The following is a 22,446-nucleotide window of genomic DNA, read 5'->3' as shown; positions in this document are numbered from 1 at the left end:
GCGGTCCTGCAGTCATGGGATTACTTCTTTTTGCCAGCAGCCACACGGTCGCGCATCAGATGCGACGGCCGGAAGGTCAGCACGCGGCGCGGGCTGATCGGCACTTCATCGCCGGTCTTGGGGTTGCGGCCAACGCGGGCCGATTTGTCACGCACCGAAAACGTGCCAAAGGAGGAAATCTTGACCTGCTCACCGGCGGAAAGCGCGTCAGACATGTGTTGCAGCACCGCTTCCACCAGTTGCGCCGATTCATTCCGGCTTAAACCCACCTCACGGAAGACGGCTTCCGACAGGTCCATTCGGGTCAGTGTCTTTTCGCTCATCCGCAAATCCCCCCGGCATTTGATACAAAGGATGCGCCGTCCGGAAATGCGAGTCAATATCAGACAGTTGGATCAGACAGTTGAAGCGCTTGGTGAAGTCGCCCTACCAGCGGAGAACCACCGATCCCCAGGCCAGACCGCCGCCGATGGCCTCGGTCACGATCAGATCGCCCTGCTTGATCTGCCCGCGTGCGCGTCCGACCGACAAGGCAAGCGGGATGGAAGCGGCCGATGTGTTGCCGTGATCCTGCACCGTGACCACCACATTTTCCATCGGCAACTGCATCTTTTTGGCGGTGCCTTCGATAATGCGGATATTGGCCTGATGCGGCACGATCCAGTCGACATCGGCGCTGGTCAGACCGGCCTTTTCCAGGCTGGCATGCGCGGTTTCGGCAAGCTTTTCAACGGCATGGCGAAAGACTTCCTTGCCCGCCATCCGCAGATGGCCCGTTGTGCCGGTGCTGGTGCCGCCATCGACATAGAGCAGATCGCGGAACCGGCCATCGGAATGCAGATCGCCCGCCAGAATGCCCCGGTCGCTGGGGGCGCCGGTGCCGGTCTGTGCCTCCAGCACCAGCGCGCCTGCGCCGTCGCCGAACAGCACGCAGGTGGTGCGGTCGGTCCAGTCCATCAACCGGCTGAAGGTTTCGGCCCCGATCACCAGAATGCGCTTGGCCTGACCCGACAGGATCATGCCATTGGCGGTGGTCAGCGCATAGACAAACCCGGCGCAGACCGCCTGAATGTCGAAGGCAAAGCCCCGGGTCATCTGCAATTCGGCCTGCACCATGGTGGCGACCGAGGGAAAGGTGAGATCGGGGGTCGAGGTGGCCACGATGATGGCATCGATGTCATCCGGCACCAGACCGGCGTCGGCCAAAGCGGCGCGCGCGGCATGGCTGGCCAGATGTGAGGTCATCTCGCCCTCTGCCGCGAAATGCCGCCGCTCAATGCCAGAGCGCGAGCGAATCCATTCATCGCTGGTTTCGACCAGAGACTCCAGATCGGCATTTTCAACCACGCGGGCGGGCAGATAATGGCCCACGCCCGCAACAACGGCCCGTATCGTCATGATGTTGCCCAATCTTTCCCAGGCGCGTCTTTCCCGTCCACGTCTTCTTCGTCGGAGCGGTCTGCCAGCTTTTTGCCGGTGGAGGCCAGCCGCGCCGCCAGACGTTCGACAAAACCAGTGCGGGCCAGTTGAATCGCCAAGCCGATTGCCGCCGCCACCCCGGTTTCATCGGCCGATCCGTGTGATTTCACCACCGTGCCGTTCAACCCCAGAAACACCCCACCGTTCACCCGGCGCGGATCGATGCGTTTTTGCAGCCGTTTCAAGGAGTTCAGCGCAAGAAGCGCCGCGAATTTTGACAAGATCCCCGCCCCGAACGCCTCACGCAGAAAGTCTGCGATCAGCTTGGCGATGCCTTCACCGGTCTTCAGCGCGATGTTGCCGGTAAAGCCATCGGTCACGATGACATCAACCCGGTCGCCGGGAATATCGCCGCCCTCGACAAAGCCGACAAATTCAAAGCCGCCGGCATCGGCGGCCTCGACCATGCGGTCATGTGCGATTTTCAGCTCGGCCCGGCCCTTGTGCTCTTCGGTCCCGACATTCAGCAGGCCGACGCGGGGACGCGACAGCGCAAGCCCGTTGCGGGCGTAAGAGGCCCCCATGGTGGCGAATTGCAACAAGTCTTCCGCCTCGGCCTCGATCCCGGCACCAACGTCCAGCATCAGGTTGAAGCCACCGGGATTGCGGCTTGGCCAGAGGCAGGCAATGGCAGGGCGGTTCACACCGGCAATCTTGCGCAGCCGGACCATCGAGACCGCCATCAGCGCGCCGGTATTGCCGCAGGACACCGCGGCCTGCGCGTCACCGGATTTCACCGCGTCAATCGCAGACCACATCGAGGTGCCGGCACCATGGCGCATGACCTGACTGGGCTTGTCGTTCATCGTGACGACACGCTCGGCATGAACCAAAGTGACCCGGCCAGTCAGGCCGGGTTGCGCCGCCAGAAGCGGGGTCAGCGTGGCAGAATCGCCATGCAGGATGAAGTGGACATCGCTGTGCTTGGCGGCCGACAGACCAAGACCGGCGACAACCACCGCCGGCCCTTTGTCGCCCCCCATGGCATCGACCGATATGACTGTCAAAGCCTCGCCCTCAAGCCTGTCTGTCGCCGGATTTTGCAGTCCGCTTGCCATAGGCCTGATTGCGCCGTTGCCTTGCGGCTTACGCCGCGTCCTCGTCCAGGTCGACGTCTTTGGTGGTCGCCACGACTTCGCGGGCGTCATAATGGCCGCAGGCACCGCACACGTGATGCGGGCGCTTCAGCTCGCCACAGTTCGGGCAATCGGCCGGATTCCCGGCGACCAGCGCATCATGTGCACGACGCATGTTCCGCTTGGATTTGGTGACTCGGTTCTGAGGGACAGCCATGTCGCAACCTTTGGGTAGTGGGGACATGCCCCTGTTTTACTTGACGATTCTTCTAGCGGGCAAAGCCGCCGGGGGCGCTTTTCAACACCCCGAATGAGGCGCGGAACATACATTTATCTGGCCGGGGCGCAAGCCCCATTCTGAACAGGGTCTCGTTCAGGCATCAGATCCGCCGCCCAGTTTGTCCTTGAGCGCGGCCAGTGCGGCAAAGGGTTTGAGGTCTTCGTCGCGCAGCGGTGCCGCGCCCGGCGGGGTGGCGGCCACTTCGCCCAGTTCCGCCCCGGGTGCACGCGGATACATCGGCAAGGCCAGCACCAGCGATTCCAGCGCAACCACGCCCACGTCGATCACCTCGGGGATACCTTCGGCAGTGTCATCCTCGGGCATTTCCACCTCATCGCCGGTGGGGTCCACCCAATCCGAAACAAAGCGCCGCCGCACGGTTTCGGTGATTTCGGCCCGGACCGGCGCAAGCGAGATCACGCAAGGCTGATCCACCACCGCCGACAGGTCGGCCTCCAGCACGAAGTCGCGGTTGGGGGCCGGGCGGATTTCCCCCTTGAAGCGCAGGTAGGGCACCGAGAGCAGGCCAAGATCGGCGGCAATGGCCGCGCGGGTGGCGGCATCGGGCACCAGATCAAAGCGAGTCGGCTTGCGCATCGACAGCGCACCGCTGCGGAACGTCTGGCTGAGCGGGGGCGGGCTGGCGGGCAGGGCAGTCTCGGACAAAGAGACGGGCGCGCTGGGTTTTTTCATGGCAGACTCACCTTCTGAGAACAGGGACCCGGGGGCAGGGATCAAGGAACCCGGGGCATTGGCGCAGACCTTGGTCGCAGGCAAGGCGCGTTCCATTCTTGAACCGGCCCGCGTCCTTCTGTAAGCCTTTGCCTCAGGAGACGGTTTCTGATCCTGTGGCACGTAAGCGGCGACACCCCGCTTGGCAAGGCCAGAGGTGCAGTCTGGGCCGGGTCGCGCAGGAACGCTGGGTAGGGATTACGACGGATGGCATGGACGACAGCACAGCGCGACCGCAGATCTGCGGCCATTTCCAATCGCCCTGTGGTGCGGCCAGTGATGCGGATCGTCGCGATGATCTGCCTGACCGCCGCGCTGACGGCCTGTGCGCCGATCTACCGCAATCATGGCTATGTCCCGTCGGAAACCGATCTGGCGCAGCTTGTGGTGGGTCAGGACACCCGCGACACCGCAGCCCCCAAGGTCGGGCGGCCCTCGGCCTCGGGCCTGCTGAATGACACCGGCTGGTTCTATGTGCAAAGCCGCTGGCAACAGCGCGGCGCGCTTGCCCCGCAAGAGATTGACCGTCAGGTTGTGGCCCTGAGCTTCAGTGACAGCGGCGTGCTGCAGAATGTCGAGCGCTTCGGTCTGGAACGCGGGCAGATCGTGCCGCTGTCCCGCCGGGTCACCGAAAGCAGCGTTCAGGGTCAGAGCGTGCTGGGCCAGCTCTTTGCCAATATCGGCCGGTTCAGTGCCGGACAGTTCCTGGGCGACTGAACCAGCCTTCGGCGGCCCTGCCGGTCAGCCTGCTTCGGGCTCGAAGGTCAGGGCCACGCCGTTCATGCAATAGCGCAGGCCGGTGGGCGCAGGTCCATCGGGGAACACATGGCCCAGATGCGCGTCGCAACGGTTGCAATGCACCTCGGTGCGCCGCATGAACCAGCTGCGGTCTTCGGTCTCTCCCACCAACTCGGCGCTGATCGGCGCATAAAAGCTGGGCCAGCCGGTGCCCGAGTCGAATTTGGTCGACTGGTCGAACAACGGCGCATCGCAGCACACACAGCGATAGGTGCCCGGCTCTTTCGGGAAATTGTCATGGGTAAAGGCCCGTTCGGTCCCATGTTTGCGGGTCACCTTATAGGCAAGCTCCGACAGCATCTCCTGCCATTCGGCATCCGATCTCACGACCTTGTCCATACGCATCTCCTGTGGTTCTGTGCGGCTGACCGATATGCCAGCCTGCGGCATCATCGGTATATCTAGGGGGCGTGGGTCCGGGTGCCAAGGGTACGGCCAGAGGGACGCGTCATGGGTCGGGGGTACGGCATGCAACCTTTGTCGCGCGGGCTCTACGAGGTGCGTCTTGCGACGAGCGCAGAGTCGGTCGCGGCGGCACAGCGGCTGCGCTACCTTGCCTTCCGGGCGGCGCGGGGCAGCGCAGCGGCTGACCATCGCGATGCCGATGCCTTTGACGATCAGGCGCAACATGTGCTGGTGCAGGACCGTGCTTCGGGCGCCTTGGTCGCCACCTACCGGGTGCAGATGTTTGACGGGGCCACCCTTGCGCAATCCTATGCCGCCCAATTCTATGACCTGTCCCGGCTGGCGCGGTTTCCGGCCCAGATGCTGGAAATGGGCCGCTTTTGCCTTGCGCCTGACCGGCATGATCCAGACATTCTGAGGCTGGCCTGGGCCGCGATGACGCGACTGGTCGATGCGGGCGGGGTGGGGCTGCTGTTTGGCTGTTCCAGCTTTGCCGGGGCCGATCCGGCCCGGCACACCGCAGCGCTGGGTGCTTTGGCCGCACGCATCGCGCCTGAGTGCTGGCGACCCGGGCCGCGCGCGCCCGAGCGTGTCAGCCTGCCCGACACCGCGGCCCCCTTTGCGGCCCTGCCGCAGATTCCGCCCTTGCTGCGCACCTATCTGTCGATGGGCGGCTGGGTCAGCGACCATGCGGTCATCGACCGTGACCTTGATACGCTGCATGTTCTGACAGGCGTTGAAATTGCCGCCATCCCCCCGGCACGGGCGCGGGCGTTGCGGATGATTGCGGCGGAATCAATGGGGTAACATAATACCACTTTTGTAAGACTATGATTTTGCAATATTATATATTGCCCGCACCGCTTGACGCAGCGCGCCCTATGCGCGATAAGCCGCCATCCGAGTTACCGGGGGGCAACCCCTGCCTGACCTCCATGGGACACCACCGATGAAAACCTTTACCGCTACTCCGGCGGACATCGAGAAAAAGTGGATCCTGATCGATGCCGAAGGCATCGTTCTGGGCCGCCTTGCCACGATCGTCGCCAACATCCTGCGCGGCAAGAACAAGCCGACCTTTACCCCGCATATGGATATGGGTGACAATGTCATCATCATCAATGCGGACAAGATCCAGATGACCGGCAACAAGCGTGCCGACAAGATCTATTACTGGCACACCGGCCATCCGGGCGGCATCAAGCAGCGCACCGCGCGGCAGGTGCTGGAAGGCAATCACCCCGAGCGTGTGGTGATCAAGGCCGTCGAGCGTATGATCACCCGCAACCGTCTTGGCCGCCAGCAGATGACCAATCTGCGCGTCTATGCCGGGACCGAGCATCCGCATGAAGCTCAGCAGCCCACCGTCCTCGACGTTGGCGCGCTGAACCCCAAGAACACCCGGAGCGCGTGATCATGGCTGACATCAAATCCCTCGACGATCTGAAATCGGCCGTGTCCGGCACCAATGCTGACGCGCCTGCTGCCCCTGCGGCAGCCCCGCGTGTGGCTGTGCGGGATGCGCTGGGTCGGTCCTATGCGACCGGCAAGCGGAAGAACGCGGTTGCCCGCGTCTGGGTCAAGCCCGGCACCGGCAAGGTTGTGGTCAACGGCAAGGAAATGGCGGTCTATTTTGCCCGTCCGGTTCTGCAGATGATCCTGAAGCAGCCCTTCACCATCGCAAACGTGGAAGGCCAGTTCGACGTGATGGCCACCGTGGTTGGCGGCGGTCTGTCGGGGCAGGCGGGGGCCGTGAAGCATGGCATCTCGAAGGCCCTGCAACTGTACGAACCCGGCCTGCGCGGCGCGCTGAAAGCCGCCGGCTTCCTGACCCGCGACAGCCGCGTGGTGGAACGGAAGAAATATGGCAAGGCGAAAGCCCGTAAATCCTTCCAGTTCTCCAAGCGCTGAGCTTTCGGAACGTTTTGGAAAGGCCCGCCCCTCTGGCGGGCCTTTTTGCATTCCCCCTGTGTTACAGGATAGAGAATCTATTGGAATCAAGGTCTTGACCTGCGGAGGTTCAGGATTTCTTAACCTTTGCTGCCCTGTGCCCTGGGGTATCGCCCAAAAAAAGGGGCCGGATAAATCCGGCCCAGTCAGGGGAAACCACAGGAGTTTCGGAAAGATCAGTCCTGCCAGAACCGGCGGTTGGCCTCGGCCTGTGCCGTCATCGGGTCCACGCCGATGTCGCGCAGCAGGTGGGGCGTCAGCCGCGTGAGATCCTTTCGGGTGCGACGCCGTACCTCCCAGGTCATGACGCGGACCGCAGCGGCCAGTACCAGCCGCGACAGCGGCGGCAGCGAGGCGGGGCGGAAGACCAGCGTTTCGACGGGAGACATGACGCATTCCTTTACAGCGATGAGATTTGTATTGATACAATGGCGCAATCTGCCATATCATAACGGTACAAAGGTTGAGTCTCCAACGCCAGAGGAACATTGTGGCTGATACAATATGGCTGCCGAAGCTGTCTGAAGACGATGGTCCCAAATATCTGGCGCTGACCCGGGCCTTGCGCGAGTCAATCCGGTCCGGAGAGCTGGAAACAGGCGCACAATTGCCCACGGTGCGGGAGCTGGCCTGGCAATTGAAGGTGACGCCGGGCACGGTGGCGCGGGCCTATTCGCTGGCGACGCAGGAGGGGATGCTGGCGGCGACCGTGGGCCGGGGCACCTTTGTGGCCGCCAATGCGCCGCGCCTTGGGCCGACGCAAGAGCTGTTTGTGGACCGCGAACCGGCGCGGGTGCAGGGCAAGGTTGATCTGCGCGCGCCGATTCTGCCGGATGTCGGGCAGGGCGCAGCCATTGCTGCCGCGCTCTTGACGCTGGGCGGCTGTGACGACACCGACTGGATCGACTATCCCAGCCAGCAGGCCGAACTGCCGCTGCGCGCGGCGATCTGTGCTTGGGTGTCTGACCGGGTGCTGGGGCCAGTCACGGCGGATGATATCGTGCTGGCGCATGGCGGGCAGAATGCGATCAACCTTGTGTTCATGTGCTGCCTGCGCGGTGACCGGCCGGTGGTGCTGACCGAAGAACTGGCCTATCCGGGCTTTCGCCACGCTGCCCGCCTGTCACGTGCCGAAGTGATGGCGGTGGAGATCGATGCCGAGGGCATTGTCCCCGAGGCGCTGGAGCAGGCCTGTCGCCGCCACGGCGCGCAGGTGCTGTGTCTGACGACCGAGGCGCAGAACCCGACCACGGTGCGCATGGGGCTGGAACGGCGGCAGGCGATTGTGGAAATTGCGCGGCGCTATGATCTGCAGATCATTGATGATGACTGCTATTCGGTGGCCACCACCACCCTGCCGTCGATGCGGGCCATTGCCCCCGAGCGGGTCTGGCATGTGGGCAGCCTGTCCAAGACCATTTCGGCGGGGTTGCGCTTTGGCTATATGGTGGCGCCAACCGGCATGGGTCCGACCGGACGCTTGACGGCGCAGCACCAGTTTTTCGCGCTGTCGCGCCCGATCGAGGCGATTGTGCTGCATCTGTTGCAGTCGGGCGAAGCCGTACGCTTGCGCGGGCTGGTGCAGGAAGAGCTGGACCGTCGCCTGCAGTTTGCGGTCAATGCGCTGGGGGCGTTTGACCTGAGCTGGCAACCGGGGTTGCAGTTCATCTTCCTGCGTCTTCCCTCTGGCTGGCGGGCAAGCAGTTTTTGCAGCCATGCCGAAAGTGCGGGGGTGATGATCCGCTCGGCCGATGAATATGCGCTGATCCATGGCCGCGCGCCCAATGCGGTGCGGGTGGCGCTGGCGGGAAATGTGTCGACCGAGCGGTTCCGTGACGGAATCACCCGGCTGGCCCGGTTGCTGGCACAGCCCCCGGCAGAGCTTATGGTCTGACCGCGCAGATTGTGGCGGGAATGTGGCAAAGCTGCGGCGCGCGGATGGCCGCTTTGCGGCGGCTGTTGCAGGGATGACTCGGTTTTCAGGCGGGTGCACCCTTGCGTTTTGCTCTCACGCGGCTGTGTCTTGACGCCCGATAAGGCATGGCCCCATTTCAGGCACATAACGAGCAGACGCATGCAACGACATGCAGATATAAAGACAGGACAGGCCCGTCATGGGACAGCAAACCACGTTTCATGCCCCGCATGGCGGGGCGGATTTTCTGGGCTTTCGCACGCGCGCCGGGACGACCGAGATCGTCTATGATGATGGCGTTGCGCGCCGCATGGTGTGGCGGGTGGCCAGTGCGGCCCCGAATGAGGCACGGCTTTCGGATGCCTTGCGCGCAGCGGTCGGCTCGCTGCGGGTGGTGCCGTCGCTCTATGATGAGCTGAAAAAGCGCGCGATTGCGATTGAACGGATCACGGGCTAGGAGCGGTTGCCTTCGGTTTGTGCAAAGCCGGGCCGCGTGCCCGGCTTTTTTTCGTGATGGCACAAGGGCTCTTGCCAGTGTTCCCCGCTTGCGACTAAGTTTTGATCAAAGCTGCGGCACAGCAGCAATGCCGTCAGATCCGGACGGGCAACAGGGGGTGACATGGCAAAAACGACATCCGTGCTTGGCCGGTCCGAGGCGCGATCCGGCCTGATGCTGATCAGCCCCACGGCGCTTTATGCGGTGCTGCTGCTGGCGGCGCCGCTTGGCACGGTGGTGCTGTATTCCCTGCTGACCGGCGGGCGCGGCGTGATCACCTGGGATTTCACCCTGGCCAATTACATCGAGGTCTGGACCGGCCCGGTCTATCGCGCGATCATGCTGCGGTCGTTGATCGTTGCCTTGTCGGTGACGGTGGTGACGGTGGCGATTGCCTATCCCATCGCCTATTTCGTCAGCTTTCATGTGCAGCCGTCGAAAAAGTCGCTCTGGCTGTTTCTGATCACCATTCCGTTCTGGACCAGCTATCTGATCCGGGTGTTTTTGTGGAAGGTGATCCTGGGCTACAACGGGGTGATCAATTCGGGCCTGTTGGGCATCGGCGTGATTGATGAACCGCTGACCTGGATCAATTACAATGTGGGGGCGCTGGTGATGACGCTGGCACATGCCTATGCGCCCTTTGCCATATTGCCGATCTTCGTGGCGCTGGAAAAGATTGACCGCAGCCTGCTGGAGGCGGGGCAGGATCTGGGGGAAAGCCGCTTGCGCACCTTCTGGCGGGTGACATTGCCACTGTCGATGGGCGGGGTGATTGCCGCCACGCTGATCGTGTTCATTCCCACCATCGGCGATTATGTGACGCCCGATCTGATCGGCGGCGGGAAGCTTCCGATGATTGCCAACCTGATGGAAGTGCAGATGCTCAAGATCAACAACAAGCCGCTGGGGTCGGCCATTGCTGTCTCGGCCATGGTGATCGTGGCCATCCTGTCGGTGGCCTTTGTGCTGGTGAACCGGCGCTTCCTTGGGCCGGCAAAATAGGGGGATGGGATGAAAGCTCCGGGCTTGCGCGCCTATGCCATCGGCTATCTGATCTTTCTCTATGCGCCGATCATCTTGCTGCCGATCTTCGCCTTCAATGACAGCCGGATCATCGCCTTTCCGCTGTCGGGGTTCACGACCAACTGGTTTGCGGAAATGTGGGCCGATGCGCAATTGTGGCAGGCTTTGCGCAATTCGCTGGTGATTTCGGGCTCTACCGCCGTGATCGCCACGGTGCTGGGGGTGTTCGGGGCACGCGCCAGCACCCGGTACAGCTTTCCCGGCAAGGGCGGGCTGGTGGGGCTGATCATGCTGCCCTTGGTGCTGCCCGAGATGATCGTGGCGATGTCGCTCTTGGTGGTTCTGCTGGCCATCTCGGTGCCCTTGTCGATCTTTACCGTCATTCTGGGCCATGTGCTGATCACCACGCCCTTTGCGGTGGCGATCCTGTCTTCGGCCTTTCAGTCGCTGGACAAATCCCTGGAAGAGGCGGCCTATGATCTGGGCGAGGGGCCGGTATCGACCTTCCGGCTGATCATCCTGCCGCTGGTGGCGCCGGGCATCATCTCGTCCCTGCTGATCTGCTTCACCATTTCGCTGGACGAATTCATCATCGCCTATTTCCTTGCCGGGGCGGATACGGTGCTGTCGTCCTATATCTACAGCCAGTTCCGCTTTCCGGCCAAGGTTCCCGCCATGCTGGCGCTTGGCACCATTCTGGTGCTGGTGTCGGTGCTCCTTCTTTCCATCGCAGAATTTTTCCGCCGGCGCGGCATCGCGAAAACCGGCGGCAAGGATACCGGAGGCTTTCTGTGACCGCTGTCAATCCCGCCCTGCCGAAGCCGACCATGATCGAATTCCGCGATGTGCATAAGTATTACGGCGATTATCACGCGCTGCGCGGGATCAATGGCACCATCCGCGCGGGGGAGTTCTTCTCGCTGCTGGGGCCATCGGGCTGTGGCAAGACCACATTGCTGCGCACGATTGCCGGGTTTGAAGGGATCGACGGCGGCGCGGTGCTGATTGATGGCAAGGACATGGCCCGGGTGCCCGCCAACAAGCGGCCCACCAATATGGTGTTCCAGTCCTATGCGATTTTCCCGCATATGAGCGTGGGGGAAAATGTGGGTTTTGGCCTGCGGCGTGACCCGCGCTCTGCCAGCGAAAAGGCCCGCGCGGTGGAAGAAGCCCTGGAGATGGTGGGCCTGAAAGGCTATGGCAACCGGGCGGCGCATGCGCTTTCGGGCGGGCAGCGGCAGCGGGTGGCCTTGGCGCGCGCGCTGATCCTGAAGCCGAAAGTTCTGTTGCTGGACGAGCCTTTGTCGGCGCTGGACAAGAAAATGCGCGAGCATATGCAGGTGGAACTGATCAAGCTGCAACGGCAGGTTGGCATCACCTTCGTGCTGGTGACGCATGATCAGGAAGAGGCGCTGGTGATGTCAGACCGCATTGCGGTGATGTTTGAGGGCGAGATCGCACAGCTGGCCGACCCGGAAACCCTGTACCGCCGCCCCAACAGCAAGAAGGTGGCGGATTTCATCGGCACGATGAACTTCATCCCGGCGCAGGTGCTGGGGGAAACCGGGGGCCAGATCGAGATTGAGGCCAAGGGTCTGGGCCGGGCGCTGCTGAGTGCCGATCAATGCCCCGCCGGGCAGGGCGACAGCCCGATGGTGGGTCTGCGCCCCGAGACGCTGACGCTGATGTACCCCGGCCAGACCACGACCGAGCGCACGGTGGACGGGATCATCGACGAGGTGATCTATTTCGGCGACATGACCTATTATGATGTCTACCTTGGCGGCACCGATGTCGAGGTAAGGCTGTCGATGCGCAACACGCCGGGCCGGCCGATTCTGGATGTGGGCAGCAAGGTGGACGTGGCTTGGAGCCCCGAAGCTCTGGTGCTGTTCCGCTGAGCCTAGCAGGGGAGATCGCGGCCTGCCGGATCTGTGCGGCGCGCTTTGCCGCCACCGCAACGGCACATCATCCCCGCCCGGTGGTGTGGTTCCGCCCCGCAGCGCGGCTGCTGATTGCGGGGCAGGCCCCCGGCGCGCGGGTGCATGCCTCGGGCCAGCCCTTCACCGATCCGTCTGGGGATCGTCTGCGCGACTGGACCGGGCTTGCACCGCAGGATTTTTATGATCAGACCCGGGTGGCCATCGTGCCGATGGCGTTCTGCTTTCCCGGCTATGACGCCAAGGGCTCTGACCTGCCGCCGCCGATGATCTGTGCGCGGACATGGCGGGCCAGCGTGGTGGCGGCGCTGCCCGCTCTTCGTCTGACCCTTCTGGTGGGCGGGGCGGCGATGCGCTGGCATCTGGGGACAGGCAATGTCACCGAAACGGTGGCGGATTGGCGCAGGCACGCCGCAGCTGGCATCTTTCCCTTGCCCCACCCGTCCTGGCGCAATACCGGATGGCTGAAAGCCAATCCCTGGTTTGAGGCAGAGCTGCTGCCGGTTCTGCGCCAGCGGGTTGCCGAAGTGATGGAGAGCCACGAATGTCCGAAATCGTAAGCCTGCTGGACGCCGCCCATGCCGCCGTTCATGCCGACCCCGACAACGAGGCGCTGCGCCTGCGATTCTTTGAACGGCTGGCGGATGGCGAGATGTTCCTGCTGCTCGCTCGTGAGGCGCAGGGCGAGACGCTGGAGCCGAAGATCTTCGATCTGCAGGACGGGCGTTTCGTGCTGGTGTTTGACCGCGAAGAACGGCTTGCCGGCTTTACCGGGGGGATCGCGCCCTATGCAGCGCTGCCGGGCCGGGTGATTGCCGGGCTGCTGAAAGGGCAGGGCATCGGGCTGGGCGTCAACCTTGGCGTCGGGCGGTCGGAAATGCTGTTGCCGCCCGAAGCGATGGACTGGCTGGCCGAAACGCTGGACGAGGGGCCAGAGGAGGTGCAGGCCCTGCCCGAGCAGTTCCACGCGCCCGCCGTGCCCGAGGCGCTGGTGACGGGGCTGGACGCCAAGCTGGCGCGGGCGGCGGGGCTGGCCTCTGGGGCGCTGCTGGCGGGGGTCACCTATCGCGGCGGCCGGCGCGGGCATATGCTGGCCTTTCTGGATGTGGCGGACGGGGCGCAGGGGGCGCTGGCGCGGGCGGCCTCGGAGGCGCTGGTGTTTTCCGGCATCGAGGCCGGGGAGCTGGACGTGGCCTTCCTGCATTCGGCCGATCCGGCGGTGGCGGCCATGGCGCGGGTGGGGTTGCGCTTTGATCTGCCGGTGGTGGAAGAGCCGAAGGGTCCGGGGTCTGCCCCCGGCATGGACCCCAAGCGCCCGCCGCGGCTGGTGTAAGCGGGGGTTTCACACCCCCGCACCCCCGTGGGATATTTGAAAAACAGATAATGACGATGAGAGAGGGAGGGGGAGCGCCCTTGAACTGGTGGCTTGACGCCGCCCGGTTGGCCGCATACCTGACGCCGCATGGCACGCGCACCCCTTTTACAGCTTTCCGATATCTCGCTCACCTTTGGCGGTGCCCCTGTCTTTGACACCCTGTCGCTGGTGGTTCAGCCCGGCGACCGGGTGGCGCTGGTGGGGCGCAATGGCTCGGGCAAATCGACCCTAATGAAGGTGATGGCCGGGCTGGTCGAGGTGGACCGGGGCACGCGGGTGGTCTCGCCGGGGGTGAGCGTCGGCTATATGGAGCAGGACCCGGATCTGTCGGGGTTCGAGACGCTGGGCGATTTCGCGGCCAGCAAGCTGGAGATCGGCGAGGAATACCGGGTGGCGATGGTGGCGGAAGGGTTGAAGTTCAACCCCGAGACGCCGGTGGCGACCGCATCGGGGGGCGAGCGGCGGCGCGCGGCGCTGGCCAAGCTGCTGGCCGAGGCGCCGGAGCTGATGCTCTTGGACGAGCCGACCAACCATCTGGACATTCAGGCGATCGAATGGCTGGAGGCGGAGCTGTCTTCGACCCGGACCGCTTTTGTGCTGATCTCGCATGACCGTGCGTTTCTGCGGGCGCTGACCAAGGCCACGCTGTGGATCGACCGGGGCGAGGTGCGCAGGCGCGAGAGCGGGTTTGACGGCTTCGAGGAATGGCGCGAAACCGTCTGGGCCGAGGAAGACGAGGCCCGCCACAAGCTGGACCGCAAGATCAAGGCCGAAGCCAAATGGGCGGTCGAGGGGATTTCGGCGCGCCGCAAGCGCAATCAGGGCCGGGTGCGGGCGCTGGCCGCCTTGCGCGAGGAGCGCGGGGCCCAGATCCGCCGTCAGGGCACGGCGGCGCTGGAGATGGAGAGCGGCACCACCAGCGGCAAGCGGGTGATCGAGGCGCGCGGCATCGGCAAATGGTTTGGCGACAAGACCATTCTGGAAGGCTTTGACCTGCGGGTGTTGCGCGGCGACCGGGTGGCCTTTGTCGGCCCGAACGGGGTGGGAAAGACCACGCTTTTGAAGATGCTGACCGGGGAGGTGGCCCCGGATGAGGGGTCGGTCATCCTGGGCACCAATCTGGAGATTGCGGTGTTTGACCAGACCCGCGCCCAGCTGGACCCGAATGCGACCCTGTGGGAAAACCTGACCGGTGACCCGCTGATGGCGGTGTCGGGCGCGTCGGATCAGGTGATGGTGCGCGGCACGCCCAAGCATGTGGTGGCGTATCTGAAGGATTTCCTGTTCGACGAGCGGCAGGTGCGGGCCCCGGTGCGCAGCCTGTCGGGGGGGGAGAAGGCGCGGCTCTTGCTCGCCAAGCTGATGGCGCGGCCTTCCAACCTGTTGATCCTGGACGAGCCGACCAATGATCTGGATGTGGAAACGCTGGATCTGTTGCAAGATGTGCTGGGCGAATATGACGGCACCGTGCTTTTGGTCAGCCATGACCGCGATTTCATCGACCGGATCGCCACCGCGACCGTGGCGATGGAGGGCAACGGTCGGGCCACCGCCTATCCGGGCGGCTGGTCGGATTATGCGGCGCAGCGGCCCGAGGTGATGGCGGCGGCGGCCAAGGCGGCCAAGGCTGCGTCACCAAAAGACGCCCCCAGACCATCGAAGAACACCGGCCTGTCCTTTACCGAACGCAAGCGGCTGGATGATCTTCCGGCGCTGATTGCGCGGCTGGAGGCAGAGATCGTGAAGCTGGAGGAATTTCTGGCGGTGCCGGATCTGTATTCCAAGGATCCGGTCAAGTTCAAGAAGGGCACCCAAGCCCTGACCGAGCGCCAGATCGCGCTGCAAGACGCCGAGGCCGAATGGCTGGCGCTGGAAGAGCGGGCCTGAGGCTTACCAGCGCCCGGTTGCGCCGCCCCCGGAAGACGACCCACCGCCAAAGCCACCGCCGGACCCTTTGCTGGCCGCGCGCCGGGGCAGGGTGACAGGCTCTGTCCGGTCCCAGCCGCAGGCACTGCACTGGGTGTGCGTCAGGCCCTGACCTGCGCTTTGTGCGGTGGGTGCGGTCAGGATCTCGCGGAGGCGGCGCAGGCTGCGGCGGCCACAGCGGGGGCATGTGCGCAGGCGTACCAGCGCATCGCCCAGCCTGCGGCGGGCGGCAAGGCCGATCATCGCGGCGGCGATGGCGGCAAAAATGGCAAAGGGGGCAAGGTCTTGCCAGCGTGACGCGGGGTCGGGCGGGGGAGTCACCCCGGCGGCAAAGGGCCTTGCGATCAGATCGAAGGTGGCGGGGATGCCGGCCTGAAGCCCGCCGATATAATCACCCTCGCGGAAGTCGGGCAGGACATGCCTGTCGATCACCCGCTGTGCGGCATTGTCCCAGATCACCGGATAGCCTGCACCGAGCGCGATGCGCATGCTGCGGTCTTCCACTGCGACCAGCAGAAGGATGCCATCGTCGCGCGTTGCATCGCCGATGCCCCAGTGGTTGAACAGCGCCTTGGCATAATCCTCGATCCGCTGGCCTGCGCCGCCATGGTCGCTGATCCGGGCCATGGTGACCAGCACCACCTGCACCCCGGTTTCCGCCCGGCCTGCGGCCAATGTATCGGTCAGTTGCACCGCGACCTCCGGCGGCAGGATGCCTGCAAAATCGCTGACCGTGTCCGACAACGGATCTGGCAAGGATTGGGCAAGGCTGGCGGCGGGGGCCAGCAGGGCGAGGATCAGCAAGACTGCGCGCAGCATCATGGCACCTTTGAGGTCATGCGCCACCATGGCAGGATCGGGCAGGCGCGGAAAGGGCGTGACGCGAAAAGCGCCCGATACGGAAGGGGGCCCGAGGCGAGGGGGGCCCGAGGCGAAAGAGGTTTGGCGCGAAAAGGACTTGGCGCGGGGCGGGCGCGGCGCTATGGAGGGGCCATGACGAAGATGTGCATCATTTGCTGCTGCATTCCCCGCTGACCCTTGGTCGCGCGGCGCTTGTCAACATCCCCCCATTGAGGACCGTTGCCAGACCCCGCGCCGGGAATGTGCCGTGCAAAGGGGACCGGATATGGTGACGATCAGGCTGACCAATTCAATGACCCATCGCAAGGAGGAGTTTGTCCCCTTTGATGCGGAAAATGTCCGGATGTATGTCTGCGGACCGACGGTTTATGACCGGGCGCATCTGGGCAATGCGCGGCCCGTGGTGGTGTTTGATGTGCTCTACCGGCTGTTGCGGCAGGTCTATGGCGCGGAGCACGTGACCTATGTGCGCAACTTTACGGATGTGGATGACAAGATCAACGCCAAGGCGGCGGAGACGGGGCGCGATATCCGCGCCATTACCGATGAGACGATCGGCTGGTATCACGCCGATATGGATGCGCTGGGAGCGCTGCGCCCCGATCATGAGCCGCGCGCGACCGAATATATCGGCGCGATGATCGCGATGATCGATGGGCTGATCGCCAAGGGCCATGCCTATGCGGCGAACGGTCATGTGCTGTTCCGGGTGCGGTCCTATGCGGGTTATGGCGCGCTGTCGGGGCGGTCGGTCGATGACATGATCGCGGGCGCCCGGGTCGAGGTGGCCCCGTTCAAGGAAGACCCGATGGATTTCGTGCTGTGGAAGCCGTCAGAGCCGGGCGTGCCGGGATGGGAGAGCCCCTGGGGCTTTGGCCGGCCGGGGTGGCATATCGAATGCTCGGCCATGAGCCGCGAATTGCTGGGCGAGACCTTCGACATTCACGGCGGGGGCCTGGACCTGCAATTCCCGCATCATGAAAACGAGATCGCGCAAAGCTGCTGCGCCCATGGCTGCGAGGCGGATGCGGCCGGCAAACCGCAGGGCTTTGCGCGCACTTGGCTGCACAATGAGATGCTGCTGGTCGAGGGCAAGAAGATGTCCAAGTCCTTGGGCAACTTCTTTACGGTGCGGGACTTGCTGGACGACGACACGTCGGGTGCAGAGATACGCTATGTCTTTATGATGACGCATTACCGCAGTCCGATGGACTGGACGAGCGAAAAGGCTGTCACGGCGGGGAGTAAGCTTCGGGACTATCTGATGATCGGGTCACGGTTCGCCGATCTTGAGGTGGCACGAAAGACAAGAGTTGCAACTCAAGTCATCGACGCTTTGAGTGATGACCTTAACACTCATCTTGCACTTGTCGAAGTGGACAGACTTCTTGGAAAGGCTGAGTGGAATGAGTTTGTATCAACGCTGGACTTCCTTGGACTGATCCCCTTTGAGCGCTTCGAGGCCATGCAGAGTGTCCTGAAAGCAGCGGATGCCAAGATTTACGATTGGACCCAACGCCTGATTTCGCTGCGCGCTGAGGCAAAGACGACCAAAGATTTTTCTGCCGTCGATTTGCTTAAATCTCAACTCGCGGATGCAGGTGTAAAAGTGCAGATGTCTCAGACAGAGATCGAACTTATTCCTGGCCCAAACTTTGACCCCGCCAAGCTGGAGGCGTTGAAGTGAACGAATTTTCTACGAAAATTCGGGGGGGCTGTCTGCCCCCCGTCGCCTGCGGCGACTCCCCCCGAGGATATTTGAGAACAGATAATGGAGCCAGTCATGCGTGAGCGGTTGTATCTTTACGACACCACCCTGCGCGACGGGCAGCAGACGCAAGGGGTGCAGTTCTCGGTGGCCGAGAAGGTCATGATCGCGCGGGCGCTGGATGGGCTTGGCGTGGATTATGTCGAGGGCGGCTGGCCGGGGGCCAATCCGACGGATTCGGAGTTCTTCTCGGCGGCCCCCAAGCTGCGGGCGGTGATGACCGCCTTTGGTATGACCAAGCGGGTCGGGCGGTCGGCGGGCAATGATGATGTGCTGGCGCTGGTGCTGGATGCCGGCACCAAGGCGGTCTGTCTGGTGGGCAAGACCCATGAGTTTCATGTGACCACGGCCCTTGGCTGCACGCTGGAGGAAAACCGGGCGGCGATTGCGGACTCGGTTGCGCATGTGGTGGCGCAGGGGCGCGAGGCGTTGTTTGATGCCGAGCATTTCTTTGACGGCTACCGCGCCAACCCGGCCTATGCGCTGGACTGTCTGCGCGCGGCGCTTGAGGCGGGGGCGCGCTGGATTGTGTTGTGTGACACCAATGGCGGCACCTTGCCGGCCGAGGTGGGCCGGGTGGTGGCCGAGGTGATCGCCTCCGGCATTCCGGGTGACCGGTTGGGCATTCATTGCCATGATGATACCGGCATGGCGGTGGCCTGTTCGCTGGCGGCGGTGGATGCCGGGGTGCGGCAGGTGCAGGGCACGCTCAATGGCCTGGGCGAGCGATGCGGCAATGCGAACCTTGTGTCGCTGATCCCGACGCTGTTGCTCAAGGAGCCCTATGCCAGCCGGTTTGACACCGGCGTCACGCCGGAGGCCATGGCGGGGCTGCTGAAAACCAGCCGCATGCTGGATGACATCCTGAACCGGGTGCCGCTGCGGGCGGCGCCTTACGTGGGGGCGAGTGCCTTTGCCCATAAGGCGGGGCTGCATGCGAGCGCCATCCTGAAAGACCCCACCACCTATGAACATGTGCCGCCCGGTGTGACCGGCAATGAGCGCATCATCCCGATGAGCAATCAGGCCGGGCAGTCGAACCTGCGCACGCGACTGGCGCAAGCGGGGATTGTGGTCGACCCGAAGGATGCAAGGCTGGGGCAGATCCTGGAAGAGGTGAAGGCGCGCGAGGATCAGGGCTATGCCTATGACGGCGCGCAGGCCAGCTTTGAGCTGCTGGCGCGGCGCGCCCTGGGGCAATGCCCGCAGTTCTTTGAGGTCAAGCGCTACCGGGTGACGGTGGAGCGGCGCAAGAACAAGTATGACCGGATGATCTCGCTGTCCGAGGCGGTGGTGGTGGTCAAGATCGGCAATGCCAAGATGCTGTCGGTCTCCGAATCGATGGATGAGACCGGCACAGATCGTGGCCCGGTGAACGCGCTGGCCAAGGCGCTGGCCAAGGATCTGGGGCCCTATCAGCACTGTATCGACAGCATGAAGCTGGTCGATTTCAAGGTGCGCATCACGCAAGGTGGCACCGAGGCGGTGACACGGGTGATCATCGATTCCGAGGATGATCAGGGCCGGCGCTGGTCTACGGTGGGGGTGAGCCCCAACATCGTGGATGCGTCGTTTGAGGCGCTTCTGGATGCGATCCAGTGGAAGCTGATCCGCGACCTGGGCCAGCCCGCACAGGAGGCAGCGGAATGACGGATGCGTTCTTTACCGTTCATTCCGGCCTGCCGCGCGAGGCGCCGGGCGATGCAGAGTCATTGGGCTGGGCGCTGGATGTCGCCCGGACCGAGGCGCGGGCGCGCATTCTGGACGCGGGCTGCGGGCCCGGGGCGGATCTTGCGCTTTTGCGGGCAAAGCGCCCCGCCGCCCGGCTGGAAGGGTTGGACCTGCACGCGCCCTTCATTGACCGTATCCGGGCCGAGCAGCCCGATGTGGTGGCGCGCGTCGGTGACATGCTGGCTCCGGACGGGGCCTATGATCTGATCTGGTCGGCAGGCGCCGCCTATGGCCCCGGGGTGAGTGCCGCACTGGCGGCTTGGCGCGCCCATCTGACGCCGCAGGGCGCTGTGGCGTTTTCCGACTGTCTGTGGCGGACCCCGCGCCCGGCCCCGGCAGCCCGGGCATTCTGGGACCGCGATTATCCGGGCATGATGGATGTGCCGGGCCATATCGCCCGGATCGAAGCCGCAGGCTACCGTATCCTTGGCGCGCGCTGGCTGGGTGTTGCGGCGTGGGAGGCCTATTACGGCCCCCTCTCGGACCGGGTAGCGGCGTTGCGGCCCGGCGCGGATGCGGCCCTGACCGAAGTGCTGGATGCGACACAGGCCGAGATCGAGTTGTGGCGCAGCCATGGCGGCGATTACGGCTATTACCTCAGCGTGGTGCGCCCGGCATGAGCCTGGACGCCTGCGCAGCACTTGTGGAGCGCGGCGACCCCGATCGCTTTGCCGCCGTGCTGGCCGCCCCAAGGGGCGCACGGGCGCGGCTGTTGCCGCTTTATGCGCTCAACCTTGAAATCGCCCGCGCGCCTTGGGTCAGCACCGAGCCGATGATTGCCGAGATGCGGCTGCAATGGTGGCGCGACGTGGTGGCGGAACCAAAGCCCCGCGCGCATGAGGTGGCGCGGCCCTTGCATGATCTGATCCGCGCGGCGGATCTGCCGCGCGACGTGCTCGACCGGATGATCGAGGCGCGCCGCTGGGACATCTACCGCGACCCGTTCGAGGATCAGGCCGCGATGGACGCCTATCTGGACGATACCGGGGCCGGGCTTATGTGGCTGACGGCCTGCGCCTTGGGGGCAGGGCCGGAGGCCGAGGCGGGGGTGCGGGCCTATGGCTGGGCCGCAGCCCTGGCGCAGTATCTGCGCGCCATTCCCGAGCTTGCGGCGCGCGGCCGCGTGCCGCTGGTCGATGGCCGGCCGCAGGCGGTCAGCCAGCTGGCGCTGCGCGGGCTGATCCGGCTGAACGCGGCGCGCAAGACCGGCGTGGCGCGCGGCTTGCGCCCGGCACTGCTGGCCGGCTGGCAGGCCGAAGGGCTGCTGAAACAGGCGGCGCGCGACCCCGCAGCCGTGGCCGAGGGCCGCTTGCAGCTGTCAGACTTTGCCCGCCGGGGCCGCCTGCTCTGGCAGGCAACGACAGGGCTGTTCTAAGCCCTGCGATGTTTCCCTTTGGCAAAGATCCCGGCGCGGCGCGCGCGCCCACCCAGGCCCAAGGGCACTGTCAGCCCCGCATCTCGGGCGGGCGCAGCCAGAGCCAGATCAGCGCGCCCCCCGCCGCCACCAGAAACGGCAGCATCGCCATATTGACCAGCTGCCATCCGGCTTGCACCGACCCGCCCGAGCAGTTCATCAACCCGCCCGAGGCAAAGCTGGCGACCGAGACGCCCCCAAAGATGATCAGGTCGTTCAACCCCTGCAGCCGCCCGCGCTCTTCGGGCCGTTGGGCCGAGGTCAGCATGGTGGTGGCGCCGATGAAGCCGAAGTTCCAGCCGATGCCGAGCAGGATCAACGCCACGAAGAAGTTCTCCAGCGCGACCCCCGACATTGCCACCGCCCCCGATCCGGCCAGGATGATCAGGCCAAGCGCGATCACCCGTTCCACCCCGAAGCGGGCGATGACATGACCGGTGATGAAGCTGGGGGCATACATCGCCAGCACATGGGCGGTGACGACATCGGCGGCATCTGCGGTTTCGAATCCGCAACCGACCACGGCGAGCGGCGACGAGGTCATCACCAGATTCATCAGCGCATAGGACACGGTGGCGCAGATCATGGCGACTGCGATGGTGGGCGTGCGGATCAGTTCGGCGCGGCTCCGGCCGATCGGGGCACCGGCGGCGGGGGGCTGCGGCTTGGGACTCCTTAACCCAAGGAACAGGAACAGGCCGGCAAGGTTCAGCCCGATCACCGCCAGATAGGTTGCAAGGAAAGGGACCACCATCGCCTCGGCCGTGGCCTTGACCAGTTGCGGGCCAAGCACGGCAGAGAGCAGGCCGCCTGCCATCACCCAGGAAATCGCCTTGGGCCGGAACGCGTCGGATGCGGTATCGGCGGCGGCAAAGCGGTAAAAGCCCTGCGCGCTCATGTAGATGCCGGTGAACAGCCCGCCGAGGCAGAACAGCACGAAACTGCCGGTCATCAAGCCGTAGGCCCCGATGGCCGCGCCAAGCGCACCGCCAAGCGCGCCGGCGACAAAACCCGCCCGGCGGCCAAAGCGCTGCATGAAGGCCGACAGCGGCGTGGCGGTCAGCATGGATCCGATCACGGTCAGGGTGATGGGCAGGGTGGCCCAGCAGGCATTGGGGGCAAGGCTTTGCCCGGCCAGTCCGGCGATGGTAAAGATCATCGGCATCTGCGCCCCCAGCACGGCCTGCGCCGCGACGAGGACAAACACATTGCGGCGGGCGAGGGCATCCTGGGTCATGATGGCTCAAGCGGTAGGGGGTTTGGCGGGGGCGGGC

Annotated in this window: 25 protein-coding genes; 16 read left to right on the top strand and 9 right to left on the bottom strand. The window is 64.4% G+C overall.

Going from position 1 to position 22,446, the window contains the following annotated elements:
• Positions 1–20: 20 nt before the first annotated feature.
• The 5 genes from ihfA to CXR43_RS08295 form a co-directional block, all read right to left on the bottom strand.
• Positions 21–323, bottom strand: coding sequence for an integration host factor subunit alpha (gene ihfA, locus CXR43_RS08315; protein ID WP_103333529.1), 303 nt, complete (start codon positions 321–323; stop codon positions 21–23).
• Positions 324–426: 103 nt separating this feature from the next.
• A complete protein-coding gene (locus CXR43_RS08310) occupies positions 427–1,398 on the bottom strand; it encodes a beta-ketoacyl-ACP synthase III (RefSeq protein ID WP_103333528.1) in 972 nt (323 codons plus the stop codon).
• Positions 1,395–2,537: a phosphate acyltransferase PlsX gene (gene plsX / locus CXR43_RS08305; RefSeq protein WP_103333527.1), complete on the bottom strand. Its 1,143-nt coding sequence runs from the start codon at positions 2,535–2,537 to the stop codon at positions 1,395–1,397. The genes CXR43_RS08310 and plsX overlap by 4 nt, the downstream gene beginning before the upstream one ends.
• Positions 2,538–2,565: 28 nt before the next feature.
• Positions 2,566–2,772 carry a 50S ribosomal protein L32 gene (gene rpmF, locus CXR43_RS08300; protein WP_103333526.1) on the bottom strand — a complete coding sequence of 69 codons (207 nt, stop codon included), beginning with the start codon at positions 2,770–2,772 and terminating at the stop codon, positions 2,566–2,568.
• Between the two features lie 156 nt (positions 2,773–2,928).
• Entirely contained in the window at positions 2,929–3,528 is a 600-nt protein-coding gene (locus CXR43_RS08295) for a YceD family protein (protein WP_103334123.1), read from the bottom strand.
• Positions 3,529–3,774: 246 nt separating this feature from the next.
• On the opposite strand from CXR43_RS08295, the gene CXR43_RS08290 reads away from it, so the two are divergent.
• Positions 3,775–4,284: an outer membrane protein assembly factor BamE gene (locus CXR43_RS08290; protein ID WP_435530788.1), complete on the top strand. Its 510-nt coding sequence runs from the start codon at positions 3,775–3,777 to the stop codon at positions 4,282–4,284.
• Between the two features lie 24 nt (positions 4,285–4,308).
• Here CXR43_RS08290 and msrB read toward each other — a convergent pair whose 3' ends face one another.
• Positions 4,309–4,704, bottom strand: coding sequence for a peptide-methionine (R)-S-oxide reductase MsrB (gene msrB / locus CXR43_RS08285; protein WP_103334122.1), 396 nt, complete (start codon positions 4,702–4,704; stop codon positions 4,309–4,311).
• Positions 4,705–4,833: 129 nt separating this feature from the next.
• Between msrB and CXR43_RS08280 the strand changes: the two genes are divergently transcribed.
• The 3 genes from CXR43_RS08280 to rpsI all read left to right on the top strand — a co-directional run bounded on the left by CXR43_RS08280 (position 4,834) and on the right by rpsI (position 6,681).
• Positions 4,834–5,577 (top strand): GNAT family N-acetyltransferase, encoded by a 744-nt coding sequence (locus CXR43_RS08280; protein ID WP_103333524.1) that lies wholly within the window; start codon positions 4,834–4,836, stop codon positions 5,575–5,577.
• Positions 5,578–5,719: 142 nt separating this feature from the next.
• Positions 5,720–6,184, top strand: a complete 465-nt coding sequence (gene rplM, locus CXR43_RS08275; protein WP_103333523.1) for a 50S ribosomal protein L13 — start codon at positions 5,720–5,722, stop codon at positions 6,182–6,184.
• Between the two features lie 2 nt (positions 6,185–6,186).
• The gene (gene rpsI / locus CXR43_RS08270; protein WP_103334121.1) at positions 6,187–6,681 is read left to right on the top strand and encodes a 30S ribosomal protein S9; all 495 of its coding nucleotides are present in this window, start codon (positions 6,187–6,189) and stop codon (positions 6,679–6,681) included.
• Between the two features lie 215 nt (positions 6,682–6,896).
• Here the strand turns inward: rpsI and CXR43_RS08265 are convergent, their stop codons facing one another.
• A complete protein-coding gene (locus tag CXR43_RS08265; RefSeq protein ID WP_103333522.1) occupies positions 6,897–7,109 on the bottom strand; it encodes a DUF1127 domain-containing protein in 213 nt (70 codons plus the stop codon).
• A gap of 101 nt (positions 7,110–7,210) precedes the next feature.
• Between CXR43_RS08265 and CXR43_RS08260 the strand changes: the two genes are divergently transcribed.
• The 8 genes from CXR43_RS08260 to CXR43_RS08225 all read left to right on the top strand — a co-directional run bounded on the left by CXR43_RS08260 (position 7,211) and on the right by CXR43_RS08225 (position 15,359).
• Positions 7,211–8,614 carry an aminotransferase-like domain-containing protein gene (locus tag CXR43_RS08260; RefSeq protein ID WP_103333521.1) on the top strand — a complete coding sequence of 468 codons (1,404 nt, stop codon included), beginning with the start codon at positions 7,211–7,213 and terminating at the stop codon, positions 8,612–8,614.
• A 220-nt stretch (positions 8,615–8,834) separates the two neighbouring features.
• A complete protein-coding gene (locus CXR43_RS08255; RefSeq protein WP_103333520.1) occupies positions 8,835–9,092 on the top strand; it encodes a hypothetical protein in 258 nt (85 codons plus the stop codon).
• Between the two features lie 162 nt (positions 9,093–9,254).
• Complete coding sequence (locus CXR43_RS08250) at positions 9,255–10,136, top strand: ABC transporter permease (protein WP_103333519.1); 882 nt, start codon at positions 9,255–9,257, stop codon at positions 10,134–10,136.
• Positions 10,137–10,145: 9 nt separating this feature from the next.
• A complete protein-coding gene (locus tag CXR43_RS08245) occupies positions 10,146–10,952 on the top strand; it encodes an ABC transporter permease (protein WP_103333518.1) in 807 nt (268 codons plus the stop codon).
• Positions 10,953–10,984: 32 nt separating this feature from the next.
• Positions 10,985–12,058: an ABC transporter ATP-binding protein gene (locus CXR43_RS08240; protein ID WP_103334120.1), complete on the top strand. Its 1,074-nt coding sequence runs from the start codon at positions 10,985–10,987 to the stop codon at positions 12,056–12,058.
• Positions 12,025–12,657 (top strand): uracil-DNA glycosylase family protein, encoded by a 633-nt coding sequence (locus CXR43_RS08235; RefSeq protein WP_246831313.1) that lies wholly within the window; start codon positions 12,025–12,027, stop codon positions 12,655–12,657. Before CXR43_RS08240 ends, CXR43_RS08235 begins: the two co-directional genes overlap by 34 nt.
• On the top strand, positions 12,642–13,430 hold the full coding sequence (locus CXR43_RS08230; protein ID WP_103333517.1) for an SseB family protein: 789 nt from the start codon (positions 12,642–12,644) through the stop codon (positions 13,428–13,430). The genes CXR43_RS08235 and CXR43_RS08230 overlap by 16 nt, the downstream gene beginning before the upstream one ends.
• 129 nt (positions 13,431–13,559) lie before the next feature.
• Positions 13,560–15,359: an ABC-F family ATP-binding cassette domain-containing protein gene (locus CXR43_RS08225; RefSeq protein WP_103333516.1), complete on the top strand. Its 1,800-nt coding sequence runs from the start codon at positions 13,560–13,562 to the stop codon at positions 15,357–15,359.
• A gap of 3 nt (positions 15,360–15,362) precedes the next feature.
• Here CXR43_RS08225 and CXR43_RS08220 read toward each other — a convergent pair whose 3' ends face one another.
• Complete coding sequence (locus CXR43_RS08220; RefSeq protein WP_168219782.1) at positions 15,363–16,217, bottom strand: TPM domain-containing protein; 855 nt, start codon at positions 16,215–16,217, stop codon at positions 15,363–15,365.
• A gap of 307 nt (positions 16,218–16,524) precedes the next feature.
• On the opposite strand from CXR43_RS08220, the gene cysS reads away from it, so the two are divergent.
• The 4 genes from cysS to CXR43_RS08200 all read left to right on the top strand — a co-directional run bounded on the left by cysS (position 16,525) and on the right by CXR43_RS08200 (position 21,133).
• A complete protein-coding gene (cysS, locus tag CXR43_RS08215; RefSeq protein WP_103333514.1) occupies positions 16,525–17,946 on the top strand; it encodes a cysteine--tRNA ligase in 1,422 nt (473 codons plus the stop codon).
• 96 nt (positions 17,947–18,042) lie between these two features.
• Positions 18,043–19,677 carry a citramalate synthase gene (cimA, locus tag CXR43_RS08210; protein WP_168219781.1) on the top strand — a complete coding sequence of 545 codons (1,635 nt, stop codon included), beginning with the start codon at positions 18,043–18,045 and terminating at the stop codon, positions 19,675–19,677.
• Positions 19,674–20,378, top strand: a complete 705-nt coding sequence (locus CXR43_RS08205; protein WP_103333512.1) for a class I SAM-dependent methyltransferase — start codon at positions 19,674–19,676, stop codon at positions 20,376–20,378. The genes cimA and CXR43_RS08205 overlap by 4 nt, the downstream gene beginning before the upstream one ends.
• Positions 20,375–21,133: a phytoene/squalene synthase family protein gene (locus CXR43_RS08200; RefSeq protein ID WP_103333511.1), complete on the top strand. Its 759-nt coding sequence runs from the start codon at positions 20,375–20,377 to the stop codon at positions 21,131–21,133. Before CXR43_RS08205 ends, CXR43_RS08200 begins: the two co-directional genes overlap by 4 nt.
• Positions 21,134–21,203: 70 nt before the next feature.
• On the opposite strand, the gene CXR43_RS08195 is transcribed toward CXR43_RS08200, so the two are convergent.
• Positions 21,204–22,409 (bottom strand): MFS transporter, encoded by a 1,206-nt coding sequence (locus CXR43_RS08195; protein WP_103333510.1) that lies wholly within the window; start codon positions 22,407–22,409, stop codon positions 21,204–21,206.
• Positions 22,410–22,446 lie beyond the last annotated feature (37 nt).

Source organism: Pseudotabrizicola formosa (genome assembly GCF_002900965.1).
Taxonomy (GTDB): domain Bacteria; phylum Pseudomonadota; class Alphaproteobacteria; order Rhodobacterales; family Rhodobacteraceae; genus Pseudotabrizicola; species Pseudotabrizicola formosa.
This window is presented reverse-complemented; position numbering and strand designations above follow the sequence as displayed.